General features: G+C 61.4%; 13 protein-coding genes and 1 pseudogene. 3 read left to right on the top strand and 11 right to left on the bottom strand.

All coding sequences use genetic code 11. The features are described from left to right. A pseudogene (locus ACFWXH_RS28310) lies at positions 1 to 610 on the bottom strand (aminomethyltransferase); the annotation flags it as partial. Positions 611 to 884: 274 nt separating this feature from the next. Between ACFWXH_RS28310 and ACFWXH_RS28305 the strand changes: the two are divergent. Next, positions 885 to 2249 (top strand): NAD(P)-binding domain-containing protein, encoded by a 1365-nt coding sequence (locus ACFWXH_RS28305; protein WP_379124757.1) that lies wholly within the window; start codon positions 885 to 887, stop codon positions 2247 to 2249. A 93-nt stretch (positions 2250 to 2342) separates the two neighbouring features. Here ACFWXH_RS28305 and ACFWXH_RS28300 read toward each other — a convergent pair whose 3' ends face one another. From ACFWXH_RS28300 to ACFWXH_RS28260, 9 genes are all read right to left on the bottom strand, one after another. Continuing rightward, complete coding sequence (locus tag ACFWXH_RS28300; protein WP_379124756.1) at positions 2343 to 2627, bottom strand: hypothetical protein; 285 nt, start codon at positions 2625 to 2627, stop codon at positions 2343 to 2345. Continuing rightward, on the bottom strand, positions 2624 to 3331 hold the full coding sequence (locus ACFWXH_RS28295; protein ID WP_379124755.1) for a hypothetical protein: 708 nt from the start codon (positions 3329 to 3331) through the stop codon (positions 2624 to 2626). The genes ACFWXH_RS28300 and ACFWXH_RS28295 overlap by 4 nt, the downstream gene beginning before the upstream one ends. Before the next feature lie 47 nt (positions 3332 to 3378). Beyond that, positions 3379 to 4773, bottom strand: coding sequence for an APC family permease (locus ACFWXH_RS28290; RefSeq protein ID WP_054310144.1), 1395 nt, complete (start codon positions 4771 to 4773; stop codon positions 3379 to 3381). Between the two features lie 11 nt (positions 4774 to 4784). Beyond that, on the bottom strand, positions 4785 to 4952 hold the full coding sequence (locus ACFWXH_RS28285) for a hypothetical protein (RefSeq protein ID WP_379124773.1): 168 nt from the start codon (positions 4950 to 4952) through the stop codon (positions 4785 to 4787). A 9-nt stretch (positions 4953 to 4961) separates the two neighbouring features. After that, positions 4962 to 5342 (bottom strand): hypothetical protein, encoded by a 381-nt coding sequence (locus ACFWXH_RS28280; RefSeq protein ID WP_054310143.1) that lies wholly within the window; start codon positions 5340 to 5342, stop codon positions 4962 to 4964. 104 nt (positions 5343 to 5446) lie between these two features. Further along, entirely contained in the window at positions 5447 to 5764 is a 318-nt protein-coding gene (locus ACFWXH_RS28275; protein WP_379124754.1) for a hypothetical protein, read from the bottom strand. A gap of 198 nt (positions 5765 to 5962) precedes the next feature. Next, positions 5963 to 6610: a response regulator transcription factor gene (locus tag ACFWXH_RS28270; protein WP_054310141.1), complete on the bottom strand. Its 648-nt coding sequence runs from the start codon at positions 6608 to 6610 to the stop codon at positions 5963 to 5965. An 85-nt stretch (positions 6611 to 6695) separates the two neighbouring features. Continuing rightward, positions 6696 to 8000, bottom strand: coding sequence for a serine hydroxymethyltransferase (glyA, locus tag ACFWXH_RS28265; protein ID WP_379124753.1), 1305 nt, complete (start codon positions 7998 to 8000; stop codon positions 6696 to 6698). 39 nt (positions 8001 to 8039) lie between these two features. Beyond that, positions 8040 to 10811, bottom strand: coding sequence for a phosphoenolpyruvate carboxylase (locus tag ACFWXH_RS28260; protein WP_379124752.1), 2772 nt, complete (start codon positions 10809 to 10811; stop codon positions 8040 to 8042). A 333-nt stretch (positions 10812 to 11144) separates the two neighbouring features. Between ACFWXH_RS28260 and ACFWXH_RS28255 the strand changes: the two genes are divergently transcribed. Continuing rightward, positions 11145 to 12854 carry an APC family permease gene (locus tag ACFWXH_RS28255; protein ID WP_379124751.1) on the top strand — a complete coding sequence of 570 codons (1710 nt, stop codon included), beginning with the start codon at positions 11145 to 11147 and terminating at the stop codon, positions 12852 to 12854. A gap of 201 nt (positions 12855 to 13055) precedes the next feature. Then, complete coding sequence (locus ACFWXH_RS28250; RefSeq protein WP_379124750.1) at positions 13056 to 14783, top strand: APC family permease; 1728 nt, start codon at positions 13056 to 13058, stop codon at positions 14781 to 14783. Between the two features lie 103 nt (positions 14784 to 14886). Here the strand turns inward: ACFWXH_RS28250 and ACFWXH_RS28245 are convergent, their stop codons facing one another. Then, the gene (locus ACFWXH_RS28245) at positions 14887 to 16053 is read right to left on the bottom strand and encodes an efflux RND transporter periplasmic adaptor subunit (protein ID WP_379124749.1); all 1167 of its coding nucleotides are present in this window, start codon (positions 16051 to 16053) and stop codon (positions 14887 to 14889) included. Positions 16054 to 16057: the final 4 nt, after the last annotated feature.

Genomic DNA, 16057 nt, shown 5'->3' with positions numbered 1-16057 from the left:
CCTTGACGAAATAGGCTTCGGCCGTGCGCGACTTCACCCTGAGATCGAGCACCGGATCGGCAAGCGGATCGGGCAGTTCGGACTTTCTCCTGGCGAGGATCGTCGTGCGCCGCACCATCACCACCAGCGGCGTGGCCGTATCGTGGTCATCCACCGCCATGGGACCGCCGGGAGCGGCAACGACAAGCGAGCCGTCGCGCGTCGCGGTGAAGCTTTCCTCGGTGCCCGCCGGCGTGGTGCCGGAAAAGATGCGCAGCGCCTCGGCATTGGCAAGCTGCAGCTTGCGGCGTTCCAGCCCGTTGCGCAAGGCGCGCAGGCTGTCATCACCGCCTAGCAGCAGGGCCTTGAGGCCGGCTGCGTTGCTGTTGCTCTTGGCTCCGATGATGCCCGTGTCGGCGCGGCCGGATTGATCGAAGGCAACGAGTTCGCAGGGCTGGCCGCCCTCCGCGTTGCGGATGCTGATCCTGTCGCCGACCTCCATGTCGATGACGACGGCACCGCCGCCCGGCACATGATAGCGCTCGCTGCCCGGCAGAAGCAGTCCGGGCTGGAAGATCAGGCTCGGACGCGGCGGACCGGATACAACGGGGGGATAGGCTGTTTGCTGCATGACCCACCTCACACGAATTTGCCCGTGTGTAAAATAATTTCAATGTAGAGAATACTCGTTTCGCCCTTTCACGCAAGCCTCGGTTTTCACCAAGGTATGCGAAGTGCTGCATTTGGCGTCTCCTCCTTTCGTCCACTCTCGAGCATGAATACCAAGCGCGGCAAGCTTTGCCGGGGTTGTTGAGCACGAAGCTTATTGACAGCCACGAAATCACGTTATTATCATCACAGTGAAAATTTTTTCGCTATGGAAATCAACTGGGAGGTGTTTCCGTATGAAAGCGCGTGTCGCCGTGATCGGAGCCGGTCCTTCGGGCCTTGCACAGCTGAGAGCATTTCAATCCGCCGCGGAGAAAGGCGCCGATATCCCCGAAATTGTCTGCTTCGAGAAGCAGGCCAATTGGGGTGGTCTGTGGAACTACACCTGGCGTACCGGTCTCGACCAATATGGCGAGCCTGTCCATGGTTCGATGTACCGCTATCTGTGGTCGAACGGCCCTAAGGAGGGTCTGGAGTTCGCCGACTATTCCTTCGAGGAACATTTCGGCAAGCAGATCGCCTCCTATCCGCCGCGCGCCGTACTCTTCGACTATATCGAGGGCCGGGTGAAGAAGGCCGGGGTTCGCAAATGGATCCGCTTCGAGACGGTCGTGCGCATGGTCACCTGGAACGAGCAGACCAGGAAATTCACCGTCACCGTGCAGGATCTGCCGAAAGATCATTGCTATTCCGAGGAATTCGACAACGTCATCGTCGCCTCGGGTCATTTTTCGACCCCGAATGTCCCCGAATTCCCGGGCTTCGACCGCTTCAACGGCCGCATCCTCCACGCCCACGACTTCCGCGACGCCCGCGAATTCGTCGGCAAGGACATCCTGATCGTCGGCACCAGCTATTCGGCCGAAGATATTGGCTCGCAGTGCTGGAAATACGGTGCCAAGTCGATCACCAACTGCTACCGCACCGCGCCAATGGGCTTCGAATGGCCGGACAATTGGGAAGAGAAGCCACTGCTGGAAAAGGTCGAGATCAATACGGCCACCTTCAAGGACGGGTCGACGAAACGCATCGACGCGATCATCCTGTGCACCGGCTACAAGCACCACTTCCCGTTCCTGCCGGATGACCTGCGCCTGAGGACCGCCAACCGGCTGGCGACTGCCGATCTCTACAAGGGCGTCGCCTATGTCCACAATCCGGCGCTGTTCTATATCGGCATGCAGGATCAGTGGTTCACCTTCAACATGTTCGATGCGCAGGCCTGGTGGACGCGTGATGTGATCCTCGGTCGCATCAAGCTGCCTTCGGCCAAACAGGAGATGATCGCCGACGTCGAGGACCGCGTCGCGCGCGAGGATGCCGGCAAGGACGCCCACGATGCGATCGAATACCAGGGCGACTACGTCAAGGAACTGATCGCGGAAACCGACTATCCAAGCTTCGATGTGGACGGTGCCAACGAGGCCTTCTTTGAGTGGAAGGAGCACAAGAAGCACGGCATCATGGAGTTCCGCAACCATTCCTACCGCTCGGTGATCACCGGCACGATGGCGCCGGCGCATCATACGCCGTGGAAGGATGCGCTCGACGACTCGCTCGAATCGTATCTGCGCACGGCCTCGCCTGTCGCCGCGGAGTGAAGGCAGGAACGGTTGCTGCGTGGGCAGCCATGTACGTCAAAAAAGCCCGTCGCACATCGCGGCGGGCTTTTTTGACGGGTAAACGTGGCAGGCTTATCGGCCGCCAGATATCCCGGCTATCCGATTGGCTGTCGCATATTTCATGCGTGCTCGGCGATAGGCATCAGGGATGGAGAGCGCCCAGACAAACAGCCCGCCCGCGTGGCGTCCGATGAAGGATTGGTCCGGCGTCGTGGTCATGTAAGTGAGCACGGAAAAGAACAGTACGAAGAACGCGAACACCAGCCCGCGCGGCGCCTCGCGGATGACGACATGGCCGGCTCCCGGCAGGATGACCGCCAGCGCCAGGACCAGATAGGGGTTGATCGCTTTCCTCATTCTCCCGCTTCCATAGGCTCTGGAATTTTCCTGTCGGTGTCCACGAGTGCTTCCGATAGCAGTTGCACTTCGGCGATGGCCGTCCGCAGGAGATCGAGTGGAATTGCCTCGACGGGAAAACGGACCTGGCGCAACAACAGGTGAGCGCCCCGATCGCCTTCAGCGACCTGGCGGATCAAACGCACGCCCCGAGCTGTGACGACGGCTTCCTTGACCGCCGGATTGCGGAGCAGGGCCGAGAAGATGGAACCACTTCGTTCGATCTCGGCTGCCGTCGCCGTGCCATCGCTGCGCATCAGGAGGGACGTGTCGGTTTGCGGAGGTGGCACCCATTCCGGCAGATCGTGCACGAGCGAATAGAATTCGGCGCCGGTCGGGCGCGCCAGCGCGCCGATCGATGGTCGGTTCTGGAGCGAGTGCTCGGTCAGCGTCAGCTTCAGCCAGAGTTGGGGCAGCCGACGGCAGACGAGTGTGTCGGCGATCAGTTCGATGCGGAGCCGCCGGCCGTCCGAGAGATCCCCATCGAGCATGGGAAATCCGTCGCGTGCCAGGCGGATCCGGCTGTTGTCGAGAATGCCGGCGGCGTGATCGAGAAGGCTGCGGCGCTGTCCAGTCAGCTTGCGCTGGTCTCGTATGGCGACAGCCGCCAAGACAGCGACGGCAGCTGCGGCAAACAGGGCAAGGGCGAGGTTGGTGATCATCATGATGATCCAAAAGCCGCGCGCCGGTGTGGCCGGCGCGCGGTCTTATCTCAATAGCCGTTGGGGCGTGGCCACGGCATGGTGAACTGGTCGCCACGCTTGACGAAGCGATAGCGCCAGAAATGGAACCACAGCGAGGCGATGATGTAGAAGCACATCATGGCGATGAGCTGCGTGCCGTAGCCGAGGAAGACGGCGACATAGGCGGTGGCGCAAAGGATCAGGAGCAGCAATGCCGGGATCGGGTGGAACGGATGCACATAACCGCGCTTGATGGTGTCCAGCGGCCACTTCTTGCGGAACATCACCATGTTGAAGGTCATGAAAGTGTATCCCAGCAGGCCGGACAGGATCGAGAAGGTCACCACCTGGTCGAGCGGAGCGCCGAGCGCGAAGATAAGTGCGATCGGAACCAGGAAGACGATCGACCGGTAGGGCGTGCGGTAGGTCGGGTGCACGGCGCCGAACCAGCTCGGCAGATAGCGGTCGCGGCCCATCGAGAACCAGGCGCGCGACGCGTCGTTGATACAGCCATTGGCCGAGGCGAGCGTCGCGAAGGTCGTGCCGACGAAGAGCAGCATCATCAGGCCGGTCGAGCCAGTGACACGCGCCGCATCGAACAGCGGCGTACCCGCCTGGCCGAGATATTCCCACGGCACCAGGCCAGAGCAGACATACCAGGTCAGTGTCGCGGCAATGAGCAGCGTCATGATGCCGGCCATCGTGCCATAGGGCAGCGAACGGGCCGGCGAGCGGACCTCTTCGGCAGCCTGACAGGTCCCCTCGATGCCGAGATAGTACCACAGCCCGAAATGCAAAGCCGCGACGATGCCGACCCAGCCATAGGGCAGCGGGTCGCTGGTAATGGCCGAGAAGTCGAGCGGCACAGCGGAACCGCCGAACTGCACGGAAAGGAACAGTACGATGATGGAGACGAAGGCGATCGCCGTGATGACGAGGTTGAAGGTCAGCGTCGCCAGCACGCCGCGGTAGTTCAACCAGGCCAGGAACATGACGGCGAGGATGATGAAAGGCTTCTGGTTGAGGCCGGAATGGCCGAGCATGCCCGCCACCGTGTCGAGCAGGAAGCCGACGGTGATGGCATTGGCTGCCTCCAGCATGGTGTAGGCCATGACCAGGAACAGGCCGACGTTGAAGGCCATCAGCGGACCGACAATGTGCTTGGCCTGGGCATATTGGCCGCCGGCGGCTGCGACCGTCGACGTCACTTCGGAATCGATCATGGCCACGCAGGTATAGAGCAGGCCGGCCACCCAGCAGGCGACGAGGCCGGCGATCATGCCGCCTTTGCCGACCGAGAAGTTCCAGCCCATGTATTCACCGACGAGCACGATGCCGACGCCCAGCGCCCAGACATGGGCTGGACCCAGAACGCGCAGCAGTTGGAGCCGCTCCGGCGCGGCAGTAGAAGTCACATTTGCCATCGCCGTTTTCCTTAGATCGTGTGACGCTCGGCCGTGGCCTCGATCTCGCCTTCACGCGAGGAGGTCAGCAGGTCGTTGTCGAAAGTGGTGTCGACCTTGACCAGGTCGATCAACATCAAGGCGCCGAACAGCACAGACAGCGCCCAGGCGGCGTATTCGAGGATGTTCCAGATATCCATCGCGCGCACCTATCGTTTCGGGCCGAAGCGTTCTTCGATGACTTCGCGGTATTCCCTGTCGGACAGGCGCACCACCATGACGAAATAGCCGATGACGAAGACGGCCATCACGATCAGCGCGATCCAGCTGAAGGAGTAGTCGAAGCGGGCGGTGATGATGTCGTTGGCAGCGGCGGGGTCGGTGATGCCGAGTGCTGCCCATTGCTGCTGTTCGGTGGCGTTCTGGCCGAGTGCTTCCCAGGTCGGGTTGGCAATCGGCTGCGGTGTCTTGGCTGCGCCGGCCAGACCCATGTAGAGCGGGATGTAGAGCGCGCCGACAGTCAAAACGAGAAGCACGAAAACGTCGAAGATCTGTCCGGTAAGGCTCTGTGTTGGAGGTTTGTAAGCCATTTGTTTCTCCTAAGAGCAATTCCAGGAAAAGCGTGTGACGGTTTTCCGTTCGAAATTGCGTGAAAACAAAGAGTTAGAGCGTTTCCGTAAAAAACGGAAACGCTCTAGCCGCGGCGTCTGCGCATCTCGTCGAGATGCTTCAGGTCGAGACCGTAGATGAAGTGCTTGTCGTCGCTGTAGTGGCGCAGCATCGCCACAATGGCGGCTGTGTTCAGGCCGAGAACGAGAGCTGCGGCGACCGCCAGGATCACTCGGATGCCGGGCACTTCGATGTAGGGCCAGACCGTGAAAAGGGCGAACAGGATGGTGAGCCAGATGGCCGCCACGAACGCGATCGCGCCGAGACGGTCACGCCCATGCATCCTGTCAATCCGTTCGTCCAAGGTGTTCGAACCCGTGTGTTGGGTTGACGTCGCATCCATGTTCCCCTCCCTTGAGGTTGCGCGACTGCGGGGCATCGTTGTTGATTTTGCAGAAAACTATTTGCCCACAGGGAATATTTAGAAACTGCGACAAACTGTCAAGGAAAAGCGCATGTTGCGCCGCATCAGTTCGCTGCTGCGCTGCAAAAGGCCACGCTTACAAATTATTGGGGAGGTGTTGGTGAGGCCCGCGGGGACCTATTGCGGTCCCATGTGAGGGCCCCTGTTCCGCTCGCTGGCGAACAGTGCCACCGCCATCGCACGGTTACGCACGTCCAGCTTGTCGTATAGATTTTTCAGGTGATATTTCACCGTGTTCTCGGAGATGCCGGTGCGCGTGGCGATCTGCAGGTTGGTCCAGCCATCGGCCAGTACGGCCAGCAGTTCCCGTTCGCGCGGCGTGAGCCGCGATAGCGGTGTGTCATTGATGCGCGAGACATCCACATAGGGGATGCAGATGCGGCCGTGGGCGACCGCGATCAGCGTGTCGAACAAAATAGATGGATCATCGAACTGATAGCAGAAGCCCTGCACGCCGAGGCGCACACATTGCTTGAGAATGGCGATGTCGTGGTCATTTGAGAAAATGACGACGCGAGCATGCAGGTTGCGGCGCTGCAACTCGGCAAGCACGCCGCTTCCGTCCATGTCGGAAAGTTTCCAGCCAAGCACGGCAAGATCGAACCCGGGTTCTCCCTGGGAAACCGCTTCGAGGAATGCCTCGCCGGCCTGCACGGAGCCGACCAGATCGAAGCGGCTGTCGCGGTGGATCATGTCGCCGAGTGCGGCGACGACCAGCGGATTGCGTTCCGCGATCAGGACCCTGAACTTCTTCTCTCCCGTCATGGGCGTGACATCGGTCTCCCAACCTGGATGCTGAACTTTCCATACAGCGGTCATTGGCTTCACGTAGGCTCCAGGGCGACCTCAACTAGTCGTAGATCGGGAAGCGACGCACCAATGCCTCGACTTCCTCGCGCACCTCGTTCTCGATCTCGCCGTTGGCGTCTTCTCCATTGGCGGCAAGCCCGTCGATCACCTGCATGGTCAGTTGGCCGACCAAGCGGAACTCCTCGGTGCGGAACCCGCGCGTGGTGCAGGCCGGCGTGCCCAGCCTGACGCCGGAGGTCACCGCCGGCCCCTGCGGATCGAAGGGGATGCCGTTCTTGTTGCAGGTGATGTGGGCACGGCCGAGCGCTGCCTCGACCGCTTTGCCTGTGAGGTCCTTGCGCCTGAGATCGACCAGCATCAGATGCGTGTCGGTGCCGCCGGAGACGATGTCGACGCCGCCGGATGTCAGGGTTTCGGCGAGCACCTTGGCGTTTTCGACGACCTGGGCCGCATAGGTCTTGAACTCGGGTGTCAGCGCTTCGCCGAAAGCCACCGCCTTGGCGGCGATGACGTGCATCAGCGGTCCGCCCTGCAATCCCGGGAAGACGCTCGAATTGATCTTCTTGCCGATCTCCTCGTCATTCGACAGCACCATGCCGCCGCGCGGTCCCCGCAACGTCTTGTGCGTCGTGGTCGTCACGACATGAGCGTGCTCAAGCGGGTTGGGATGGACGCCGCCGGCGACCAGGCCGGCGAAATGCGCCATGTCGACGAACAGCTTGGCGCCAACCTCGTCGGCAATCTCGCGGAACGCCTTGAAGTCAATGAAGCGCGGATAGGCCGAGCCGCCGGCCAATAGCACTTTCGGTCGGTGCTGACGGGCAAGATCGCGCACCTCATCGAGATCGATGCGCTGGTCTTGCTGGCGCACGCCGTAAGAAACGACATTGAACCATTTGCCGGACTGATTGACGGGCGAGCCATGGGTGAGATGACCGCCAGCCGCAAGGTTGAGTCCCATGAACGTGTCGCCCGGCTGCATCAGCGACATGAACACCGACTGGTTGGCCTGACTGCCGGAATGCGGCTGCACATTGACGAAAGTGCAGCTGAACAATTGCCGGGCGCGCTCGCGCGCCAGTTCCTCGACCTCGTCGACATACTGGCAGCCACCATAGTAGCGGCGTCCCGGATAGCCCTCGGCATATTTGTTGGTCAGCACCGAACCCTGTGCTTCCAGGACCGCCTTTGAGACGATGTTCTCGGAAGCGATGAGTTCGATTTCGTCGCGCTGCCTGCCAAGTTCGCGCGCCATGGCGGCACTGACGGCCGGATCGGTGGCGGCGACGCCGCTATGGAAGAACTGGCTAAGGCCGCCGAGGCCGGGTCGCGCCGGGATGTTCATGCGTCCAATCCTTTCTGGCGCCGAGCGCCGATCCTGTCTTCAACCTGTCCAGCCGAGACCGGCGGAAATGCAGTTGATCGAAAGCAGGAGCGCGTTGACCGGTCGCTTCGACGCCGAAGCATTCGCGGCCTGGTCGCGCACTTCCCGCAACAATTTCACCTGCAATGTGTGGATGCTGTCCATTTCCGGCCTTATGCGGTCGAAATTACGCTTGAAAGCCGGGAAGCGAGTGGAAAAATCGGTGTCACCCACGATTGCCCGCACCATCTTGCTGGTCAGCGCATATTCGGCTTCAATCTTTTGGAAGATGCGTTCGCCGGTGTTGCTGTCGGAGACGAGCCCGGCATAGAGCCGGCCGATATCCATGTCGGCCTGGTAGAGTGTCTTGTCGACCTCGTCGATGATGAGCCGGAAGAAGCGCGAGCGCTCGAACATCTGCCGCAGCAGATCGCGACCGGCGTCGCCGCGCACCGTGACGAAGGAGTTGATGGCGCTGCCGATGCCGTACCAGCCTGTGAGCAGGTGGCGGTTCTGGCTCCAGGCGAAAACCCAGGGTATGGCCCGCAGGTCGGCGATGTCGCGGGCGCCGAAGCGGCGCGCGGGCCGCGAGCCGATCTTCAGCAAAGCGAGTTCCTCGACCGGGCTCGCCTGGTTGAAATAGTCGATGAAACCCGGCTCGCCGATCAGGCTGGCATAGGCAGCCAACGACATGCCCGTGAGTGCTTCCAGCGCCTCGTCGAATTCGGGAATGTCCTTCAGTTCGGCTTCGTTCGGTGATTTGACGCTGTGCGCGAAGACGCTGGCTGCAAGGATCTCGAGCTGATGCAGGCCGGTGCCGCGATTGGCGAATTTGGACGAGACGACTTCACCCTGTTCGGTGACACGCATCGAACCGTCGACCGTGCCGGCGGGCTGTGCGGCAATGGCGCGGCCGGTAGGCGCACCGCCGCGGCTCACCGAACCGCCCCGGCCGTGAAAGAAGGAGATCCGCACCTTGTGCTTGTGGCCCAGCTTCGTCAGCTGCTTCTGCGCCTTGCTGAGCTCCCAGTTCGCGGCCAGGAAGCCGCCGTCCTTGTTGGAGTCGGAATAGCCCAGCATGATTTCCTGGCGGTTGCCGAAATCGCGGATGGAACGGCGCACGATGGAAAGGCCAAGAAGCTGTTCCAGGATGGCGGGGGCTGCACGCAGGTCGGCGATGGTTTCGAACAGCGGCACCACTCTGAGGTTGATCGTTCCAGAGCCGTCCGATGCTGTCGCCAGCCCGCAGAATTGGCCGAGCAGATAGACAGCCAGGATATCGTCGGCGGATTGCGTCATCGACAGAATGAAGGCGCCTATCGCACCACTCTTTTCAGCGGACGCCTCGCGGATCACATCGAACAGGCTGAGCAGTTCGCGGGTCTCGTCCGACAGTGCGCTCAGGTCAGACGCGATGCGATCGCCCTTGCGGATCGCGTCGCGGATACGGGCGGACCATTGCGGCGAACCGGGTGAAACCGGCTCGCTCTGCGGGTCCATCTTGGCAAACAGTTCGGCCAGAACCCGGTTCACCACGGTTGAGTTCTGGCGGATGTCGAGGGCGACGGTGTGGAAGCCGAAACTGTCGATCTGTTGCAGCAGCGGCCGCACAAGACGCTGCGCCATCATCTTGCCGCCAAGGACATCGAGCGTGTCGGCCAGGCAATTCAGATCCGCCCGGAATTCGTCAGGGGTAGGGTAGGGTACGCCGCTGCCCTTGCCGATCATCGCTTCGAGCCTGCAGAGCATCGCCGAAGAGAACTGTCGCAGGGGCTCGTCGACATTGCGGCGGGTGATTGCGTCGCCACAGCCGCTCGCCCGCAACGCCTTCGCCAGGGCCGGTTCGAAATCGGCCGGCATGTCGACGACATTGGTGCTGACGCTGAGCAGGGTTACCAGGCGGCGCACCTGGGTGAGATACAAGCGGATGGCGACGCTACGGTTTTCAGCCAGCGCATAGGCGGTCGTGTGGGCGGTAACGTTCGGGTTCCCATCGCGGTCGCCGCCGATCCAGGACGCGAAGCGCATGAAGGACGGGACGGTAAGGGCATAGTTGGGGAAATGGCGTTTCAACGCCCCATCGACCAATTCGTAGAGCTGTGGTGTGGCCTCGAACAACACTTCACGAAAGAAGTGCAGCCCCCAGGCGATCTCGCGCTCCACCGTCGGGCGCTCCAACCTGAGTTCGCCCGTCATCCACAAAAGTTCGATTTCGCTGCGGAGGTCACAGACCAGTGTCTCGCGCTCCCGGGGAGCCCAGCGCAGCTGTCCGATTTCCGTCAGCTTGCGATAGATGCGGCGATGGATCTCAAGCACGGTGACGCGTTTGGCTTCGGTCGGGTGGGCGGTCATGGTCGGACCGACCATGAGGCTGTTCATCGCTTCCTGAACGGCTTCGGCGGAATAACCCTCGGCGGCGATCTCGCCGATTACATTGGCGAAGGAGCCGATGACGTCTTCGGGGCTTTCCGCCTGCTCGGTCTCGCGCCGGGTACGCATGGCCTGAAGTTCGCTGGCGATTGCGGTGAGCTGAAACCAGATGCCGGTTGCCTGCAGGGCAGGGATACGCAGCTCCTGAGCCAAACTGTCCAGTGAACCGCGGCCGACCAGGATTTCGGCTATCTCGGGCTCGCGTTCCCGGACCACCGAGACGAGGAGCCGGAAAAGCAGCTCGTGGACATCACTGCGAGCGTCGAATGGCTTGGCGCCCCCGGTGATGGTGACCGGGGCATCCATCGAGCGTGCATCGATTTTTGCCAGACCGAGAATGTCCGTTGCCTCCTCAACAAACACTGCGACTTAATTCCTACCATGAATGTTTTTTTCATACTAGTGCATTGAACTAGGATATTCCTTTCGCCGGCGCTGAAAACGCCTGGATGGGTAGATTCCTCGCCCGTTCGGGTGGTGTCCGGATTGGCCGAAAGGGCGAATTTCCGAAGCTTGCTGTGTGATCCGGCACGAAAACACAGCCGTTTTGCCGGTTTCTCGAAAATCGCTTGACGAGGATCGGGATTCCGATGATCTTCACTATTGGGAAACAAATAAGCCTAAGCGGAAAGCCGCAATATACACTGCAACGTCCCGATAGCCGTGACGAGACAGTCAACAATGGGGAACCAAGCCATGAGTGCCATGGATGAAACCTACGTGGCCGACGCCAGTGGGAACCTGCACCGAACCATCGATTGGCGCGGCGCATTCTGGGTCGCCAGCGGCGTGCCGCCGCTGGTGCTGTTTTCGATCGGCGGCATTGCCGGCGTGGGTGGCAACATCGCCTTCGCCATCTGGACCGTCTCCATCCTGATGGGCTTCATCCAGTCCTTCACTTATGCCGAGATCGCCGGCCTGTTCCCCAACAAATCGGGCGGCGCCTCGGTCTACGGCGCCACCGCCTGGCTGCGGTACTCGAAGTTCATCGCGCCACTGTCCGTGTGGTGCAACTGGTTCGCCTGGACCCCGGTTCTATCGCTCGGCTGCTCGATTGCCGCGGCCTATATTCTCAACGCGCTGGCGCCGATCCCCGGTTTCACCGAAACATCGCCGGAGGTGGTTGCCTATCTCGCCGCGAATGCGGGTACGAGTGCTGCTGACGCGGTCACGGCCGTGACCGCCGCGGCGACGCCGACGATCCGCACCTGGACGCTCTATACTCATTCGCTTGGTCCAGTTTCCTTCTCGCTCAACGCGACTTTCTGGATCGGCGCCCTGCTGATGCTCGGCACATTCGCGATCCAGCATCGTGGCATCCTCAGCACCGCCAATGTGCAGAAGGTGGTCGGCCTACTGGTCATCATCCCCTTGCTGGTCGTCGGCATCGCGCCGATCGTGACCGGCCAGGTGAACTGGGCAAACTACTCGCCCTTCGTTCCGCTGGCTGCCGCCTACGCGCCTGAACCGGGCTCGTGGAATGTCGCCGGTTGGACCCTGGTTCTGGGTGGCATGTTCATCGCGGCCTGGTCGACCTATGGTTTCGAAACCGCGGTCTGCTACACCCGCGAATTCAAGAACCCCGAAACGGATACGTTCAAGGCGATCTTCTATTCGGGCCTGCTCTGCATCCTGCTGTTCATCCTGGTGCCGTTCACATTCCAAGGTGTTCTGGGCTTGAACGGCATGCTGGCCACGCCGATCGTCGACGGCTCCGGTGTCGCGGACGCCCTTGCCTCGATGGTGGGAGGCGGCGGCCTCATCAAGACCCTGCTGATCATGCTGATGATCCTGGCCCTGCTGTTGTCGATCATGACGGCGATGGCCGGCACGTCGCGCACGCTCTACCAGGGTGCTGTCGATGGCTGGCTGCCGCGTTACCTCAGCCATGTCAACGAACATGGTGCGCCGACGCGGGCGATGTGGACCGATCTGATCGTCAACCTCGGTGTGCTGGCGATCGCCTCTGCCGATGCGACCAGCTTCTTCTTCATCCTGGCCGTCGCCAATTGCGGTTACATCATCTTCAACTTCCTCAACCTCAATGCCGGCTGGATCCACCGCATCGACAACGGCCACATCAAGCGGCCGTGGCGGGCGCCGACCTGGCTGCTGGCCGCGGGCACCATCTTCGCCTTCGTCAACGCCGTTTTCATGGGCGCCGGCGCCAAGGTGTGGAACCCGATGGCGCTCTGGGCGGGGCTGGCCACCGTCGCCCTCATCATCCCGGTGTTCTGCTTCCGTCATTACATCCAGGACGGTGGCAAGTTCCCGGATCACATGCTGGACGATCTCGGCATGACCGAGAGCAACCTGCGCGAACGCAAGGCAGGCATGCTGCCTTACCTGACCCTGATCGCCGGGCTGATCGTGGTGCTGCTTGCCAACTGGTACTTCGTGTTCTGATCACGGACTGGCCACTGGTCCTGCGTGGCTGTTGCAGCCACGCAGGATTCTCCGTGAAACAGGGAAGCGCTCATAGAGCGCCGCGCATCCCTTCGGACGCGCAAAGGACGCTCTAAGACTTTGAATCTGCGCATCGTGCTTTCCGAAAATCGATACGATTTTCGGTCCGATGCGCCAGGAGCCGAAGGGGAAGCCGAAACAATGACAACAACGACGACAGCCACCGCTACCGCTTCTGCCCAGGCAGGAGACGGCCAGCTTCATCGCACCATCGACTGGCGCGGTGCCTTCTGGGTCGCCAGCGGCGTTCCGGCGCTGGTCCTGTTCTCGATCGGCGGTATCGCCGGCACGGTTGGAACACCAGCCTATCTGATCTGGACGGCCTCCATCATTCTCGGCCTGATCCAGTCCTTCACCTATGCCGAGATCGCCGGCCTGTTTCCATCGAAGTCGGGTGGTGCCTCGGTGTACGGCGCAACGGCCTGGTTGCGCTATTCGAAGTTCATCGCGCCGTTGTCTGTCTGGTGCAACTGGCTCGCCTGGACCCCGGTGCTGTCGCTTGGCTGTTCCATCGCGGCCGCCTACATCCTCAACGCGCTGGCGCCGATCCCCGGTTTTACCGAAACGTCACCGGAAGTCGCGGCCTGGCTGGCCGACCCGGCCAATGCGGGTAAAGCAGCGGCCGATGCCATCGCCGCACTGACGGCGGCCGGCACTCCGGCAATCCGGAACTGGACCCTCTTCCACGGCACGCTCGGACCAGTGAGCTTCTCGCTCAACTCAGTCTTCTTCATCGGTGTCATCCTGATGCTGGTGACCTTCGCGATCCAGCATCGTGGCATTCTTGGCACCGCCAATGTTCAGAAGTTCATCGGTCTCGTCGTCATCATTCCGATGCTGATCGTCGGTGTCGTGCCGATCCTCACCGGCCAGATCAACTGGGCAAACTATTCTCCGCTGGTGCCGCTGGCTGCCGCCTATGCGCCTGAGCCGGGATCATGGAATGTTGCCGGCTGGACGCTGGTGCTGGGTGGCATGTTCATCGCAGCCTGGTCGGCTTACGCCTTCGAGACCGCCATCTGCTATACCAGCGAATTCAAGAATCCCGGACGCGATACCGTACGGGCGATCTTCTACTCAGGCCTGTTGTGCCTTGCGCTCTACACCCTGGTGCCGTTCACTTTCCAAGGTGTACTGGGCCTCAATGGCATGCTGGCAACGCCGATCGTCGACGGTTCGGGTGTCGCGGACGCCATGGCTCATATGGTTGGCGGAGCGGGCTTCATCACTTCGATCATGGTGATGCTGATGATCCTGGCGCTGATGCTGTCGATCATGACGGCGATGGCGGGCTCATCGCGCACACTCTACCAGGGTTCGGTCGATGGCTGGCTGCCGCGCTATCTCAACCACACCAACGAGCACGGCGCACCGACGCGGGCGATGTGGACAGACCTGGTCTTCAACGTATTCCTGCTGGCCATTGCCGCAGCCGACGCCACCAGCTTCTTCTTCGTGCTGGCCGTGTCGAACTGCGGCTACATCATCTTCAATTTCCTGAACCTGAATTCCGGCTGGATCCACCGCATCGACAATGGCCATATCCATCGGCCATGGCGAGCACCGACGCTGTTGATCGCAGTTGGCGGCGTGCTCTCCTACGTCAATGCCATGTTCATGGGTGCGGGCGCGAAGGTGTGGAATCCCTGGGCGCTATGGGCGGGCTTTATCGCCGCGGCGCTGATCATCCCGGTGTTCTGGTTCCGGCACTACATCCAGGATGGCGGAAAGTTCCCTGAGCACATGCTCGATGATCTCGGCATTTCGCAGGAAGACCTGAAGGTGCGCAAGGCAGGCATCCTGCCCTATCTGACGCTTGTCGCTGGATTGGCGGTGGTGTTGCTGGCTAACTGGTTCTTCGTCATCTGAGTGACGCAAAACGATCGACACGCTTTCGCATTCTCGACCACCCAACAAAAAAGTCCAGCCGGCCATCTTGATGGCCGGCTGGACCGTTCCGGTGCCCTGATGGTCAGGACGCCGGGGGCGGAGTCGGGCTTGCCGTTTGGGGGGTTACCGGCATGCCCGGCCCGATCTTTTGAAGATTGCCACTGATGATCTTGTCGCTTTCCTTCACACCCTTGGTGATGGCGATCAGTTCTCCGTCCGTCTGTCCAAGCTCGACCAGACGCATGGCGACCTTGTTGCCCTCGTCGACGACGTAGACGAATTTGCCGAGCTGGTTGGAGCCGAGCGCGACCTGCGGAACAAGCAAGGTGTCGGGTGTTTCGCCGATCAGCAGGCGGATGTTCACGTATTGGCCAGGCAGCAGCGATCGATCGTCATTGGCGATGGTAGCACGGGCGATGATGGTGCCGGTGGCGGCATCGATCCTATTGTCGATGAAGGTGAGCTCACCCTTGCGCGGAGCGCTCTTGTCACCGGGTATCGTCACTTCGGCCGCGATCGAACCTGTGCTCTTTGCCTTCTGGATGAGGGCAAGATCACCTTCGCTCGGCGTGAAGGTGACGTAGATCGGGCTGACCTGGACCAGCGTGTTGAGCGAATTGCCGCCGACGTTGACGAGGGTGCCGACCGGTGCCTGGTTGCGGCCGAGGCGGCCATCGAAGGGAGCCCGGATCGTGGTGTAGCCGAGATTGATCTCGGCCGCCTGAATCGCCGCATTGTCGGCGGCGACGGTCGCTTCGCCCTGTTGCATGGTGCTGCTGCGCTGGTCAAAGCCGTCCTTCGACAGGAACCCCGTCTTGATCAGGTCGTTGCCGCGGGTCAGGCTCGCCTTGGTGTAGCTGAGTGACGCCTGGTTGCGCTGGGCCTGTGCCTTCACCTGGTCGAGCGCTACCTGATAGTCGCGCGGATCGATGCGGTACAGGGTGTCGCCTTTCTTGACGTCGGCGCCGTCATTGGCAGCTTGCTCGAGAATGTAGCCGGAGACCTTGGCCTGCAAGGCGACACTGCGGATGGCCTCTGCGCGCGCCGTGTAGTCGAGATAGACCGGCAAAGTCTTCTTCACGACCGTGGCAACGGGGACTGGCATGGCCTGCATGGCTTGTGCGGGTGCAGCCGCATCGGCCGGCTTGCTGATCAGGCCGCTTAGGAAAGCGGGCTCACCGTTGAAGTGTACATAGGCCGCTGCCGCGGCAATCACGACGACGGCTGTGGTGATTTTCCAGGGACGCATGGAG

The sequence above is a fragment of the Mesorhizobium sp. NPDC059054 genome (assembly GCF_042739215.1).
GTDB lineage: Bacteria > Pseudomonadota > Alphaproteobacteria > Rhizobiales > Rhizobiaceae > Mesorhizobium.
This window is presented reverse-complemented; position numbering and strand designations above follow the sequence as displayed.

Bases quoted from the DNA above. Each gene is read 5' to 3' on its own strand.
- glyA (WP_379124753.1), bottom strand. From the start codon at position 8,000: ATGAACATCCCGGCGCGACCCGGCCTCGGCGGCCTTAGCCAGTTCTTC.
- ACFWXH_RS28275 (WP_379124754.1), bottom strand. From the start codon at position 5,764: ATGGATGCGACGTCAACCCAACACACGGGTTCGAACACCTTGGACGAA.
- ACFWXH_RS28280 (WP_054310143.1), bottom strand. From the start codon at position 5,342: ATGGCTTACAAACCTCCAACACAGAGCCTTACCGGACAGATCTTCGAC.
- ACFWXH_RS28290 (WP_054310144.1), bottom strand. From the start codon at position 4,773: ATGGCAAATGTGACTTCTACTGCCGCGCCGGAGCGGCTCCAACTGCTG.
- ACFWXH_RS28245 (WP_379124749.1), bottom strand. From the start codon at position 16,053: ATGCGTCCCTGGAAAATCACCACAGCCGTCGTCGTGATTGCCGCGGCA.
- ACFWXH_RS28255 (WP_379124751.1), top strand. From the start codon at position 11,145: ATGAGTGCCATGGATGAAACCTACGTGGCCGACGCCAGTGGGAACCTG.
- ACFWXH_RS28285 (WP_379124773.1), bottom strand. From the start codon at position 4,952: ATGGATATCTGGAACATCCTCGAATACGCCGCCTGGGCGCTGTCTGTG.
- ACFWXH_RS28250 (WP_379124750.1), top strand. From the start codon at position 13,056: ATGACAACAACGACGACAGCCACCGCTACCGCTTCTGCCCAGGCAGGA.
- ACFWXH_RS28270 (WP_054310141.1), bottom strand. From the start codon at position 6,610: ATGACGGGAGAGAAGAAGTTCAGGGTCCTGATCGCGGAACGCAATCCG.
- ACFWXH_RS28295 (WP_379124755.1), bottom strand. From the start codon at position 3,331: ATGATGATCACCAACCTCGCCCTTGCCCTGTTTGCCGCAGCTGCCGTC.
- ACFWXH_RS28300 (WP_379124756.1), bottom strand. From the start codon at position 2,627: ATGAGGAAAGCGATCAACCCCTATCTGGTCCTGGCGCTGGCGGTCATC.
- ACFWXH_RS28305 (WP_379124757.1), top strand. From the start codon at position 885: ATGAAAGCGCGTGTCGCCGTGATCGGAGCCGGTCCTTCGGGCCTTGCA.